The organism is Jatrophihabitans sp. YIM 134969, assembly GCF_054456675.1.
Window position 1 is genome coordinate 84,817 of sequence record NZ_JBTJEQ010000001.1, and the last position, 14,765, is coordinate 99,581.

General features: G+C 71.2%; 6 protein-coding genes. 1 reads left to right on the forward strand and 5 read right to left on the reverse strand.

Annotated features, from left to right (window positions below; genetic code table 11):
- Positions 1-13: 13 nt before the first annotated feature.
- Positions 14-1,240: a sensor domain-containing phosphodiesterase gene (locus ACXR2U_RS00415; RefSeq protein ID WP_458822928.1), complete on the reverse strand. Its 1,227-nt coding sequence runs from the start codon at positions 1,238-1,240 to the stop codon at positions 14-16.
- Positions 1,241-1,462: 222 nt separating this feature from the next.
- Positions 1,463-2,326 carry an aldo/keto reductase gene (locus tag ACXR2U_RS00420; RefSeq protein ID WP_458822929.1) on the reverse strand — a complete coding sequence of 288 codons (864 nt, stop codon included), beginning with the start codon at positions 2,324-2,326 and terminating at the stop codon, positions 1,463-1,465.
- Positions 2,327-2,541: 215 nt separating this feature from the next.
- On the opposite strand from ACXR2U_RS00420, the gene ACXR2U_RS00425 reads away from it, so the two are divergent.
- Positions 2,542-12,222, forward strand: coding sequence for a Calx-beta domain-containing protein (locus tag ACXR2U_RS00425; RefSeq protein WP_458822930.1), 9,681 nt, complete (start codon positions 2,542-2,544; stop codon positions 12,220-12,222).
- Here ACXR2U_RS00425 and ACXR2U_RS00430 read toward each other — a convergent pair.
- From ACXR2U_RS00430 to pnuC, 3 genes are read right to left on the reverse strand one after another with little or no spacing between them, the layout of a single operon-like run.
- Positions 12,212-12,961 carry an NUDIX hydrolase gene (locus ACXR2U_RS00430; protein ID WP_458822931.1) on the reverse strand — a complete coding sequence of 250 codons (750 nt, stop codon included), beginning with the start codon at positions 12,959-12,961 and terminating at the stop codon, positions 12,212-12,214. The genes ACXR2U_RS00425 and ACXR2U_RS00430 overlap by 11 nt on opposite strands.
- Positions 12,958-14,100 carry an AAA family ATPase gene (locus ACXR2U_RS00435; protein ID WP_458822932.1) on the reverse strand — a complete coding sequence of 381 codons (1,143 nt, stop codon included), beginning with the start codon at positions 14,098-14,100 and terminating at the stop codon, positions 12,958-12,960. The genes ACXR2U_RS00430 and ACXR2U_RS00435 overlap by 4 nt, the downstream gene beginning before the upstream one ends.
- Positions 14,097-14,762 (reverse strand): nicotinamide riboside transporter PnuC, encoded by a 666-nt coding sequence (gene pnuC / locus ACXR2U_RS00440; RefSeq protein ID WP_458822933.1) that lies wholly within the window; start codon positions 14,760-14,762, stop codon positions 14,097-14,099. Before pnuC ends, ACXR2U_RS00435 begins: the two co-directional genes overlap by 4 nt.
- Between the last annotated feature and the right edge of the window lie 3 nt (positions 14,763-14,765).

The window sequence follows — 14,765 nt, forward strand, 5'->3', positions numbered from 1 at the left end:
AACAGTCCGGGGGTCAGTGGGGGCGGGTGAGCCGGTGCCCGAGCACGCGCGCGGCCCGCTCGACCCGCGTGCGGTCGTGGGTGACGAAGTACTCGAACTCCCGGTCCGAGCCCCGACCCCGCCCGGTGTCGCGGGAACACAGCGCCACGCCGTAGTGCGGGCCGATCACGACGATGTTCCACTCGTGGAGCAGGTCGTCGCCGTCGGCGATGTCGCCGCGCTCGATGCCGGCGTGACGCAGGTCCGGCAGCCCCGGCCCGAACACCGCGACGAACGCGTACTGGTCGGCGAGTTCGCGGTAGCGCTTCTCGACCGCTTCGCCGAACTGGTCGCCGTCCTGGAAGGTCGCGAGCAGCGCGAGCGGTTCGCGGTGGTGTTCGACCTGGCTCTCGAGGTGACGGGTGATGGCCGCCATCGTCGCGTGCGTCGCCACGCCGTGGGCGACGCCCTCGCCGACCTCCCCGAACGGGGTCGCGTGGTCGTCCACCGGCGCGGTCTCGCCGTGGCGAGGCACCGGCCGGCTCGGCACCGGCACCGAGGTCGGCAACGGGCCCGGCCGCCCCACCAGGAAACCCTGGATGTGGGTCGCCCCGGCGGTCCGGGCGAGCGTCAGGTGCTCCTCGTTCTCGATGCCCTCGACGAGCACGGCCGCGCCGGACCGCTCGGCGTAGGCCGAGACGGCGTCGACCACCCGCACCGCGAACGGATCGTCCGGCGGTTCGAGCACGGCGCGGTCGAGTTTCACGACGTCGGGTGCGACGACGGCCAGCAACGCGAGCGACTCCTCGACCTCACCCACGTCGTCGAGCGCGATCCCCGCACCGCCTCCCCGCAACTGCTGCACACCCCGCAACAGCCCGACCGGGTCACTGCCCAGTGCCCGCTCGGTGATCTCGACGACTGCGCGCTCCCACCGGCCTTCGTCGAGGGCGACGTCGCTCGGCCGGGGCGCCAGCAGCGAGCGCGGCTCGGCGTTGACGAACCACGCCAGCTCTCCCGGCAGCCGGTCGATGCCCGGGTCGGCGAGCGCCGCGGCCCGGCAGATCCAGTCGAGCCGGTCGGCCTCACCGCGGTCGAGGGCTCGCTGCAACAGGTCGACGAACGTCACCCCTTCGGGCGGGCGGGCCAGGGCCTCGAACCCGACGGTCTCCAGGGTCGTGAGTTCGACGAGGGGTTGGTACTGCACCGGGATGCGGGCGCTGGCGAGGACGTCGTCCAGCACGCGGTCGATCATTGGCATGCCGGATCTCCGACGTTCGGACGCAGCGGCGTGTGAGCGCGGGCGCCGTCGCACGGAGGCGGTGGTTTCCACCTGTGTTCTCGACGGTACCCGCCCCGCCGACGCCCGATGACCGACGAGCCCGGTCCGGCCGTACCTCTCTGACAGCCGATGCCCCTCTGACACCTCTGGCACTGCTCGCACCGGTGCGAGCAGTGCCAGAGGCGCGCGAGGAGACCGTCGTCAGGCGGCGTCGAGCAGTTCCTGCACCTGCTCGGGGGTGAGCTCGACACCGGCGGCGTCGACGTTCTCCTCGAGGTGCGCGACGGTCGACGTGCCGGGGATCGGCAGCATGACGGGCGACACGGCGAGCAGCCACGCGAGGGCCACCTGCGAGGTCGTCGCACCCGTGGCCTGGACGACGTCGTCGAGCGGGCCGCCGGGCTTGGCGAGGTCGCCGGCCGCGACCGGCGCCCATGGGATGAAGCCGATGCCCTCGGCGGTGCACACGTCGAGCAGCTCGGCCGAGGTGCGGTCGGTGAGGTTGTAGCGGTTCTGGACCGTCTTCACCTCGATGAGCTGCTGGACCTCGCGCAGCTGGTCGACCGTCACCTCGGACAGCCCGAAGTCGACGATCTTGCCGGCCTGCTGGGCCTCGACGAACACGCCGATCTGGTCGGCGACCGGGACCTTCTCGTCGATGCGGTGCAGCTGCATGAGCTCGATCTGCTCGAGGCCGAGGCGCCGCAGCGACATCTCGATCTCCTGCTGCAGGTACTCGGGGCGCCCGACCGGCGGCCACTGGTCCGGCCCGGTGCGGGTGAGCCCGGCCTTGGTGGCGATGAGGACCTGGTCGGGGTAGGGGTGGATGGCCTCCTTGATGATCTCCTCGGAGACGTAGGGCCCGTAGGAGTCGGCCGTGTCGATGAAGTCGACGCCGAGCTCGACGGCCCGCTGAACCACGCGCACGCACTCCTCGCGGTCAGCGGGCGGACCCCAGATCCCCTTTCCGGTCAGGCGCATGGCGCCGAAGCCGAGGCGGTGGACGGTCTTGCCCGCGATCTCGAAGGTGCCGGAGGCGTGGGCGGGAGCGTTGGTGGTGGTCACGCGTTCCGGTTTCCCCACCTCGACCGCCCCCGCGCGCAGGCGTCCTCTGACGGCGAACTCCTGGAGTGCGGTCCAACACCCGGGTGAGATGCCCGATCTGCCCGACGCACCGGCGGGACGCAAGCGTGCGGCAAGGAGAGGACAAGCGCCGCCTCCGAAGCTCTGAGCCGGTCGGGTCCGTCGTGGACCCGTCCGGTCACCGACAGGAGCACGCGATGTCCAGCACCCGCCCCGCCGCCCACCGCCTCGAGCCGTCCGACGACGGCCGGCGTCCCGGGTGGCGGCCTTCACGCCTGGGCGTCGTCGCTCTCGGGTTGTTCCTGCTGTGCGGGGCGATCGGGACGGCTCTGGCGTCGTTCGCGGGTGCCGCGCCCTCGAGCACGCTGTCGTGGACCTGGTCGATGCCCGACCGCTTCGGTCTGGACGCGGACCACGACGGTGTCATCGACTACGCGACCCCCGCCGGGTACGCCGCGTACGTCGCCCCCGAAGACTGGAACGTCGACGTCGACGCCTGTGCGTCACCCGCGGTCAAGGACCGTGGCGCGACGACCAGGGTGACGTGGACGGTGACCGGAGCGGCTCTGCCCCAGGCCCAGGTCACCGTGGCGACCTGCAGCACCCACCTGTCGGTGCCGGCGCTCGGCGGCTACCACGTCGTCGCGAGCCTCACCGACGAGAGCGCGGTCCAGATGGCGGACGACATCACGCTGAAGGACACGTTCATCGTGTCGATCGGCGACTCGGTCGCCAGCGGCGAGGGCAACCCCGACAAGGTCACCCGCAAGGACACCCCCCTGCCGCTGTACCAGGCCACGTGGGAGGACTACCGCTGCGACCGCAGCGCGCTCGCCGGCCCGGCGCAGGCCGCGCTGCGACTGGAGAAGCGCGACCCGCACAGCTCGGTGACGTTCGTCCACCTCGCCTGCTCCGGGGCGACCATCGCTGACGGCGTCCTCGGCCCGTACGAGGGACAGAACCCACCGCCGGGCGTCGCGAAGATCCCGCCGCAGTTCGACCGGGTGAAGACGCTCTCCGGTGTCCGCAGGATCGACGACCTCACCGTCTCCATCGGCGCGAACGACATGGGCTTCGGGACCATCGTCAAGTCCTGCCTCTACGAGGTCGGCTGTGACCAGCCGGGGGCCACCGGCCGCAAGACCTTCGACGAGGGTTGGCCGAAGCTGGCCGGCAAGTACGCGCCGCTCGAGGCCGGCATCGCCGCGTTGGGAACGGCCAGGATCGGTCACGTCGTGCAGACCGAGTACTACGACGTCTCCACTGCCGACGGCAGCACCGCCGCGGCGCCGAAGTACTGCACCGGCACCTCGGCGCAGGAGAACACCGGTGACACCGCGCCCGGAACCACCGCTCCGGTCGACGGTTTCTCCCCCGCCGAGTACACGTGGGCCCGCGAGACCGTCGGCGTCAAGCTCAACCAGCTCGTGGCCGACCACGTCGCGCACGCCAACACGACGTTCCCCAGCGGGCCGCAGTGGACGCTCGTGAACGGCATCGCCGACGCGTTCAACGGTCACGGCTACTGCGCCACCGACCGTTACGTGCGGCAATTGTTCGAGTCGCTGTCCTACCAGGGCGCGATCGACGGCGCGTTCCACCCCAACACCGAGGGCCACCTGCGCGTCTACGGGGCCAAGATCGAGCAGGCCATCGCGGGCTTCGACGGGTGGAACGGCACCCAGCCGCTGCCCTTCGCGAACGACGACCGGGTCGCCCTCGCCACCAACGGCGTCTCGACGTTCCTCGGCACGCTCGACGAGAGCGGCGCCTTCGACCGGGCCGCGGACGACATCCCCTTCGGCGCCCGCGCCGGTTTCAAGGTGCTCTACGACCAGCTGTTCCAGGGCATCGCCCAGCTGCAACAGGGCATCCCGCTCTCGGTTCCCGCGACCACCACGTGGACCGCCTGGGAGAACAAGCTCAACGACCTCGACGGCGACGGCGATCCCACCAGTGACGTCCACCTGCCGACCCTGCCCGGCGTGAAGGTCGACCTGCAGGTCACGACCAGCCCGAAGCTGGTCGCCGACCACTACGACGTCGACGTCGCGCTCAACGTCACCGCCGCCGGCGACACCCAGTTCGCCTGGCTGATCAACCAACTCGACCTGGCCGACAGCGGGGCGAACCTGCGCGTCGGCGCCACGGCGTCGTTCACCGTCGGGACCACCATGAAGCTCTCGCTGCTCGACAGCCTGGTGAAGTTCAAGGTCGGGCCGGTCGCCGCCGTCGACCTGTCGATGGGCGGCGCGTTCGGCACCGGCAACGCGTTGGCGTTCCAGAGCGGTGTGCTCGCGGCGAACGCGACCGGCACGGTCAACGCCGACATCGGAGAAGCCCTGAGTTGGAACGCCTCACAGGACACGAACCACGACGGCTGGATCACGCTGTCGGAGCTGACGTCGACCCCGTTCTCCCTCGGCTGCACGTCCACGGGCGTGCAGGCGAACCTGTCGGTGTCGGCCTCGCTCACCGGGTTGACCGGCAAGCTGGGCTCGATCTCGCTAGTCGACCCGACCCTCTGCGACGGGCTCTCCGCGCCGCAGGTGCAGCTCGCCGACCTCAGCCAGTTCCAGAACGTCACCATCGGCGACATCCTCAACGGCGTCGCCCAGGTGGTGCGATCGTTGCAGACCGCACAGGCCGCCGGTGACGTCGATCTGCCGTTCCTCAGGCAGAAACTCTCCGCCGTCACCGACGTGACGTCCAAGCTGACCCAGTTCTTCGTCGACCTGGGCCTGACCTCGAGGGACCAACCGCTCGCGACCATCGACGTCGAGAAGGCCGGGGCGGCCGGCATCACCACGCTGCAGGGACTTGCCGGCAAGCTGTCCTGCGCGGTCTTCGCCACCAGCCAGGCGACCTGCACCGACACGCAGCGGGGCCAGATCGGCGTGACCTACGACGCCGACCACCAGCGCGTGACGTTCACGGTCGCGTACCACGGCGCACCGGGCGCCAAGGCGGCGTCGGTCGACCTCGGCAGCGCGCTCGACGGCCTCGGCGTGGCCGGGCTGACCGGCACGGCCTCGGCCACCGTCACGCCCACCTTCGACGTCACCTTCGGCTTCGGCTTCAGCCTGACGCCGGACACCGATCTCGCCCATCGGTTCTTCCTCACCAACGGGCCTTCCGGGAACGTGATCTCCCTCGACGCGCCGGTGAAGGCCGACCTGTCCCTGGCCGGCTCGCTCGCGTTGGCCGACCTCACCCTGGCCGACGCCAACGCGTCCGGAACGGTCGACCTGCTGACGGCGCCGAATCCGGCCAAGCCCATGGTCGGTGTCGCCCTCGTCGACCCCACCCCGAGCGACGGGGTCGTCACGCTGCAGGACCTCATCACGCCGCAGTCCGGGAAGCTGCCGATCAGCGTGGCGTTCAACGCCGCCGTGCCGGCCACGACGCTGACTGCGCGCCTGCAGGTGCTCGGACAGAACCTGGCGTCCGGCAGCGTCACCCTCGCGTGGCCGGACGTGTCGGACGCCGACGGCCTGAAGGTCACGGCCGACGCGAACTTCGCCCGGGCCGCCCTGCCGTTCGCGTACGACCCGTCCAACCCGCAGGCGCTCGTCGGCCAGGTGATCGGAGCGGTCCGCACCGCACTCACCAGCGTCCGCGGCGCGATCGCCAAGGGCGGCACCGCCACCACCACTCCGCTGCCGCTGGTCGGCAAGAGCATCGCCGACCTGGACCCGGTGCTGGGCAAGCTGCAGACCTCGCTCGACACCCTGGTGGCGACGACCGACACCTTCACCCTGGCCACGTTGCAGGCCAAGGTGAACGGGGCGCTCGTCGGCGCCCTCGGCGCGCCGTCGGGCAGCAGTCTGGTGACGTTCAGCTACGACGCGACCGGCACCGACGGTCGTCCTGCCCTGGTCGTCAAGCTCGGCCTGGGCGCCTGCACCTCCGACCGGGTGGCCAAGCTGCCCGCCGGGACCTGCACGGTCACCGTCAGCGCGTTCACCGGCCCCATCGCGCTCTCGCTCGGCAACTCCTCGCTCGGTGGGCTCGCCGGGGCGACGACCGACGGTGGCGTGGTCGCGGGGTTCGACGCCCGCGCCACCCTCACCTTCGGTGTCCTGCTGCCCAGGTTCGTGCTGAACGCCGGGGGTGTCCCGACCGTCGACCCCACCGCGAAGACCCCGAGCTTCTTCCTCCAGGACGACAGCTCGTTCGAGGTGGGCGTCGGCGCGACCGTCAACGCCACGCTCAAGGCCAACCTCGGCCCCATCCGGGCCGGGCTCGGCTCGGCCGCCAAGCCCGCTACGGCGAAGCTCGCCGCGCACCTGCTGGTGAAGGACCCGCAGGCGACCGGGACCACCCGGTACGTCATCGGCACCCCGGCGTTCGGCGCCTACCTCGGTCGGCTCGTGCCGTCGCTCGCCATGCTGAACCTGCAGGAGACCCGCACCGGCCTCGCCACCGACTGCGCACCGTTGCAGGGAGCAACTGTCAACCCCCAGGCCTGCGCCACGCTGCCGGTCTTCGTCCTCGACGGCAACGGCAACCCGAGCACCCCCCTCGGCACCATCAAGGTCACCCTGCCCAAGCTGCTCGAGCCGAGCGGCTGGGACGTCAACACCACCGAGGTGGAGGCGGCACTGAACGACCAGGCGCTCCAGTTCGGGCTCGTCGTGGACGGCGTCGACAGCCTGGCCGCCCAGCTCCAGCACGGTCTGGAGAACCTGCCGCCGGGCACCAAGATCCCGTTCATCGGCAGCGACGTCACCGCGGGTGTCGACGTCGTCAAGACCTTCCGGGACGGCACGCTCGGCAAGCTCAAGGATCTCGCCACCGCCGTCCAGGGCAAGACCACGATCGCCGGCGTCCGCGCGGCGGCGCAGCAGCCGCTGAGCGAGATCGCCAACCTGCAGCAGGATTCCGGCGGCGTGAAGCTCCTCCCGACCATGCAGTTCCTCTGCGGCACCGGGCCGTCGCCCACGCTGTGCCCCGACGAGTCCAAGCCGATCACCACGGTCCGCGCCGTGCAGTTCGGGGTGAAGATCTTCATCGGGGCCGACGACACCATCCCGTTCGACATCGGGTTCCCCGGTCTTTCCCTCACCGGCGGCGACAACGTGAAGTACCGCGCGGGCCTGACGCTGAACCTGGCGTTCGGCATCGACCGGCAGCTGGGCTTCTACGTTCCCACGAAGGACAACGCCAACTCGATGGAGCTCGGCCTCGAGGTGCGGCTGCCGCACGCCGACGGCCCCGACTTCACCGGCACGATCGCGTTCGTCCCGATCCAGGTCGAGGACAACTGGCCGACCAACCCCGACAACAAGACCAACGCGTCCGACGCGTCGGCGTCGATCAAGGTCGTGCTCACCAGCACCCGCGCCGACGGCCGGGTCGGCCTGAACGACCTGTCGTCGCTGTCGATCACACCCACGGTCGACGCGCACGCCCACATCGACCTGACGATCAAGACCGTCAAGCCCGAGGGCGCGCCGTCGGGGATCCCGTCGATCTCCACCGACCTCCGTAGCGAAGCGGGTGTCACGTGGGAGCCGGGCCACGACCCGGTGACCCAGGCGTCACTCGCGTTCAACAACGTCACGCTCGACGCCGGCAGCCTCGTCAGTGACTTCATCACCCCGGTGATCGGCAAGATCCACGAGTACACGCAGCCGCTCGAGAAGCCGATCGCGGAGTTGCAGAAGACGATCCCGGGCACCGATATCGGCACCAACCAGGGGACCACCTGGCTCCAGCTCATGCGGGCGGTGGCGGGCAACGGCACAGCGATCCAGGTCGTCGACCGGATCATCCAGCTCACCGACCTGGTGGCGACGCTGGACAACCCGTCGGCGGTTCCCGGCACCATCAGCATCGGCTCGTTCCAGGTCGCAGGCACGGCGGTGACCGCACCGGTGCCGCCGTCGGCCGCGGGCACGGTGATCGGGTCGCCGACCGCGACCACGAACCCGCTGTCGCAACTGCAGTTCCAGGGCGACGCGGACGGCACCAAGTCCGGCGCGCTGGCGGCTCAGACCACCAAGGGCGGGCTCGACATCCCGATCCTGTCCAAGCCGACGTCGCTGTTCTCGCTGCTGCTCGGTCAGGACGTCCCGCTGGTGACGTTCGACGCCGGCACGCTGTCGGTGGCGCCGAGCCTGCAGGTGAGCTTCCCGGTCGGCCCCGCGCTGGTGTACGTCGGCGGGTTGTTCAAGGTCACCGGCCACTTCGCCGCGGGCTTCGACACCTACGGCATCCGCCAGGCCCTCATGCACAAGGACGACGGCCCGGCCGCGATCGGCTACGGCCTGCTGCAGGGCTTCTACCTCGACGACAACGACGCGTCCGGCAAGGACGTGCCGGAGATCAGCCTGCGGGCCGAACTCACGGTCGGGGCCTCGATCGGCATCCCCGGTTTCAGCTTCGCGATCGAAGGCGGCATCGGCGGCCAGTTCGACTTCAACCTCTACACCAAGCCCGAGTGGAAGGGGAAGGTGCGCATCCAGAACATCGTCGACCAGCTGAACGAGAACCCCAACCCGCTGTGCTTCTTCGACATCGGGGCCAAGGTCGACATCTTCCTGCGGCTCAAGGTGCAGTCCCCGGTGGGGAACGCCACGTTCGACATCGCCGACGCCACGATCTGGAAGCAACGCAACCTCAACGCGTCGTGTCACGGCGGGGAGGGACCGGGCTCCCCGGCGACGTTCTCCAAGGGCGTCGTCACGCTGAAGGGCACCGACCAGTTCGACGACTTCGTCGTCACATTGGACAAGCCGGACGCCGCCGGCCGTCGCGTCGTCACCGTCGACAACGGCTTCGACGACCCGATCCGGTTCGCGGGCGTCACGAAGGTCGTCGGCGACCTCGGCCGGGGCGACGACTCCCTGCAGGTGCTGGTGGACGACGACGCCATCGGCACCGTGCCGATCACGGTGTGCGGCGGTGCGGGCAGCGACTCCCTCAACGCCGCGACGGTCGGCCCGGCCACGTTCTACGGCGACGGCGGTCCCGACTGTGCCACCGTCGCCACGCCGGACGCCGGCAACGACCGGCTCACCGGCTCGCTGGGCAACGACACGCTGTCCGGCGGCCCGGGCGACGACACCCTCGTCGGCAACGACGGCCAGGACACGCTGAAGGGCGAGGACGGATCGGACACGCTCAAGGGCGACGGCGGGGTGGACCAGCTCGACGGTGGTACCGGTGACGACGTCCTCGTCGGAGGCGACGGCAACGACAACGTCGCCGGCGGCGACGGGGCCGACACCGTCGACTACTCCGACCGGTCGGCCGCCGTCACCGTCACCCTCCCGGGCCGTGGCGGGTCCGGCAACGAGGCCGACACCATCAGCAGCGTCGAGAACGCCACCGGCGGTCTCGGGGCCGACACCATCAAGGTCGCGACCGGCCTGCCCACGATCGTCAGCGGTGGCTACGGTCCGGACACGTTCCGCACCGGCACGTCACCGGCGCTGGTCCTCGGCGGCCTCGGCAACGACTCCGCGATCGACGAGCCGGGCGCGCAGCTGTTCTACGGCGGCTGGGACACCGACACGTTCTCCTACGCCGCGGCGACCGCCCCGGTGAACGTGACGGTCGACGGTGTCGCGGACGACGGTGTGGTCGGGGCTGCGAACCCCGACAACATCGCCGAGACCGAGATCGTCAACGGGGGCACGGCGGGTGACCACCTGGTCGCGGGCAGCCAGGCCGTCACGTTCAACGGCAACGGTGGCGACGACCTGCTCGAGGGCGGCGCCGGTGGCGACACGCTGAACGGCGGCGACGGCAAGGACGTGCTCCGCGGTGGGCAGGGCGTCAACCAGCTGTCCGGCGGCAAGGGCGCCGACCGCCTGGTCGGCGGCACCGACGCGGACACGTTCGACGGCGGCCCCGACGAGGACACCGTCGACTACAGCGAGCGCACCGACCCGCTGCGCATCACGCTCGACGGCGTCCGCAACGACGGTCGGCAGGCCGCGTGGCCGAACGCTGAGAACGACCTGGTCGGCGACACCGTCGAGGTCGTCATCGGCGGCAGCAACGACGACGAGATCTACGGGTCTTCCCGTCCTGAGAAGCTCTACGGCGGTCCGGGCACGGACCGCGTGCAGGGCGGTGCCGACGGTGCGCTCGGGGTCGACGGCGGTGCCGACCTGCTGGTGGCCGGTCCCGGCGGTGGGCGCCTCTGCGACATCGCCCCCTGCAACATCGGCAACACCGGTGACACGTCGAAGGACACGATGATCGGCGGCGACGGTGCCGACATCATCTACGGCGGTGGCGGCGACGACACCGTCGACGGCGGAGCCGGTCGCGACGTCATCGGCACCGGCGCCGGCGCTGACACGGTGCGGGGCGGCCCGGACCACGACGACATCTGGACCTTCGGCGGCGGCGACACCGTCGACGGTGGGACGGGTGGCGACTCCGTCGACGCCGGCGACGGTGACGACACGGTCGTCGGAGGCGGCAGCAGCACCGGGAACCCGGGCAACGAGATCCTGGTCGGCGGGCGCGGTCACGACACCGTGACGGCGAGCGCCGAGGGCAGCACGGCCTACGGCGGCACGGGCAACACCCACCTGACCGGCCAGCCGGCGCAGGACGGCCTGTCCGACACCGTCATCGGCGGCCCGGGCAACGACGTCCTCGAGGGCGGCACCGGCAACGACACCATCACCACCGGTGACGGCGTCAACCAGGTGAACGGCATGGCAGGCGACGACACCATCACCGGCGGCAGCGGGGTCGACACGATCGACGGCGACTCCAACGGCGACACGTCCGCGGACTGCACCGACGTCGTCGGCGCCTCGTGCAACGACACCATCGACGGCGCCGGCGGCGACGACCGCATCGCCGGGGGCGTGGGACGCGACGTCATCCACGGCGGCGACGGCCGCGACGGCCTGGCCGGCGGCACCGGCGACGACCTCCTGTTCGGCGACGGTGGTGACGACGTGCTGGTCGGTGGCGCCGGCAGCGACGTCATGGACGGCGGCAACGGCAGCGACCAGCTGGTGGGGTGGTCGAGCAACCAGAACCAGGCCTCGCCCGCGGGTGACATCGACACCGTGACCTACGCGGGGCGCACCGTGCCCGTGTCGATCACCGAGGACAACCGCTTCCAGGGGAGCAAGACGCTCGACAAGTCCCCGGTCTGGGGCCAGGGCGACCGGATCGACTTCCGCACGGTGCAGAAGATCGTCGGTGGCTCGAGAGACGACGTCCTCACCCTGGCCGGCCCCCGCGACCGCCCGGTCACGGTCGACGGCGGACCGGGCAGCGACACCATCACGGTGCTGCAGACGGTGGGCCAGAACTCCACGCTCATCGGTGGAAAGGGCAACGACACGTTCGTCCAGCCGGCGGTCGGCGACTCGGCCAGCAGCCACTGGTCACCGGTGTACGGCGACGACATCGCGGGTGGCGACGGCAGCGACACGGTCGACTACCGCTCGCGTCCGGCCGGGACGGTCTTCGTGACGAAGAACGGCACGGCGGACGACGGCGCCACCGGCGAGTTCGACAACGTCCGGTCCGACGTCGAGGTCGTCAAGGGGTCGGTGTCGTCCGGACCCGCGCCGCTGCCGAAGCTGTCCATCGCGCCGGTCGCGGTGTCGGAGTCGGCGGGCGGGGCCGTCCTCACGGTCACGCTGTCGGCGATCAGCGCCCGTGACACCACGGTCAACTGGTCGACGGTGGCCGGCACGGCGACGGCCGGCACGGACTTCGTGGCGGCATCGGGCACGGTCACCATCGCGGCCGGGCAGCAGACGGCGACCATCACCGTGCAGGTGCTGGCCGACGGCGTGCAGGAGGGCAAGGAGAAGTTCACGGTCGCGCTGGCCGCGCCGGTCAACGCGAAGATCGCCACGCCGTCCGCGGTGGTGACGATCAGCGACTGAGCGGGGGGCTGACGGCGGTCGCGCCGCCCGAGCGGTAGAGCTCAGGCGGGCGGCCGCCGCTCCGTGTGGGGGCGGACTCGGATCGTTGCACCGGGGTCACGAAGCCCGGCGTGGCCAGCACCTTGCGGCGGAAGTTCGCCGGGTCCGGGGCGTGACCCCACACCGCGAGGTACACCCGGCGGACCTCGGACAGGCTGAACGGTTCGTCGACGAACGCCAACGCGAGCGTCGTGTACTCCAGCTTGGCCCGCACCCGTTCGACCGCGTCGCGCAGGATCCGGGTGTGGTCGAACGCCAGCCGGGGCTCGTCGGTGTCCAGGCCCGCGACCGGCCACCACCGGGCGTCGGCGGCGTCGGTCCCCGCCTCTGGAACGGGGAGGTCCGGCGCGAGGGCGACGTACGCGACCGAGACGACCTGCAGGCCGGCGGCGATCCGCGGGTCGCGGTCCGGGTCGCTGTAGGTGGCGAGCTGCTCGAGGTGGAAGTCGGCATCGACCCCGGTCTCCTCGAGCAGTTCGCGCCGGGCGGCGGCGTCGGTCGACTCGCGGCCCTGCTGGACGTGCCCACCGGGCAGCGCCCACCAGCCGCGGTAGGGGTGGCTGCCGCGTTTCACCAACAAGGCAGAGAGTTCGCCCTCGCGGATGGTGAAGACGGCGAGGTCGACGGTGACCGCGAACGGCGGGAACTCCGACGGGTCGTAGCCCCGCAGCCAGGCCGCCTCGCCGCGTCGCGCGGTCACGCCTTCCTCCGCGGGGTCGGCGCGAACCCCGGCCCGTACAGGGGATCGGCGAACCGGAGGCGGTGCTCGAGCAGCTGGTCGGTGGTCCGGACCGCGAGGTCGATCCGCTGCTCCTCGCTCCCCGTGAGCAGCACCCAGGAGTGACCGTGCGCGGTGAGGCGATCGGCGAACCAGCCGGTCATCGCCGCGCGGACCGCCAGATCGCCCTCGCGCATGCCGTCGTCGTGCCAGGGCACACCCTCGTGGTCGGTGAGCAGGTACACGTGGCCGCGCCCCCGCGCGTACGCGGGATCCTCCCGTGCGTCATCGCCGAGGTAACGGCGTTCCCAGATCGCCGTGGCGAAGGCGTCGGTGTCGCAGACCAGCAGCGGCGAACCGTTGCTCGCAGCAGCGTTCTCCCGTGCCTGTTGCTCGGCGCCGACGGTGTCGAAGTCGTCGGTGGTCCACACGATCTCGTCGAGCGCCGGTGGCGTCGTCCCGGCCGTCTTCGCCGTGGCGACGTCGGCGGTCCACTTGAGTTCGGTGTGCTCGCGGCCGTACTCCTCGACGCAGTCGGTCCGCTCCCACACGCCCCCGCGGCCGCGGAACCGCTCCGTCAGCGCCCGGGCCACCGTGGTGGTGCCGGTCGACTCGGCGCCGAGCACGACGACCCGGGTCGCGAGTCCCGCCTTCGTGGCCGGGGCCAGGTCGTGCCAGGTCGCGGTGAGGTCGTCACGCACAGCCGTCCCGGACGGTTCACCCTCGGGCCGGTCGACCCGGATCCAGGTGGCCTCGAACCGCCGGGCCAGTTCGGCGCCGTAGTCGTCGTGGCTGACCACGGCGTCGACGGGCGGAGCGTGCGGGTCGTCGTACCTCAGCGCGGCCCGCATGGCGGCGACCTGCGCGGCCCAGACCTGCGGATCGTCGACGTCGAGCGGGGCGTCGCACGGGATGCCGGCGACGCGCACGTTGCCGTCGCTCGCGTGTTCGGCCCGCAGCCACGCCACCCGGTCGCGCAACGGGATGGTCTCGCGCACCGACGACATCACCACCACCGTGAACCGCTGACACTGCGCCGCGCCCCGGCGGATCGCGACGTGGTGCCCTCGGTGCGGCGGGTAGAACTTGCCGATCAGCAGGCCGTGCCGGAACCGGGTCATGGTGCAACGGTCGTCACGGCCGGCGGGGCGGTGACCGGCTCGGCCCGCTGGGTGCGCCGCCACTGGACGTAGCCCGCGATCGCCAGGCCCAGGAACAGGATGTAGACGATGCCGGTGAGGTTGAGGTCGCGGGTGAAGTAGAGCGGCACGTAGATCACGTCGGCGGCGATCCAGAACCACCAGGTCTGCACCCGCCGCGAGTTGAGCAGGTACTGCGCGGCGAGCGAGAGCGCGGTGGTGAGCGCGTCCCAGAACGGCGCGGCGTCGTCGGCCCAGCGCAGGAAGAACGTCAGCCCGACCGTGCCGACCACCACCCACGCGAAGCAGCCGACGAGTTGGTTCCGGGTGGCGTTCCGTGTGCGCAGCGGCGTGTGCCGCTCGCCCCCGTAGACCCACTGCCACCAGCCGACGAAGCCCAGGACGATGTACACGATCTGCAGGCCGCTGTCGGCCCACAGTCGCGCCGAGGCGAACAGCACGAGGAAGAACGCCGAGTTGGCGATGCCGACGGGGAAGTTCTCGATGCGGTTCGCCACGGTGAGCGCGACGCAGGCCGCGCCGGTGGCGAAGCCGAGCAGTTCGGCCCAGGTCACGGCGTCGCCGCCCATGGTGAACAGCACGACGTTCAGTGGTGCGACGAGGTTGCTCAGCCAGTCGAGCATGTC

Coding starts and splice junctions, on each gene's coding strand:
- ACXR2U_RS00425 (WP_458822930.1), top strand. CDS start 2,542: ATGTCCAGCACCCGCCCCGCCGCCCACCGCCTCGAGCCGTCCGACGAC.
- ACXR2U_RS00435 (WP_458822932.1), bottom strand. CDS start 14,100: ATGACCCGGTTCCGGCACGGCCTGCTGATCGGCAAGTTCTACCCGCCG.
- pnuC (WP_458822933.1), bottom strand. CDS start 14,762: ATGCTCGACTGGCTGAGCAACCTCGTCGCACCACTGAACGTCGTGCTG.
- ACXR2U_RS00415 (WP_458822928.1), bottom strand. CDS start 1,240: ATGCCAATGATCGACCGCGTGCTGGACGACGTCCTCGCCAGCGCCCGC.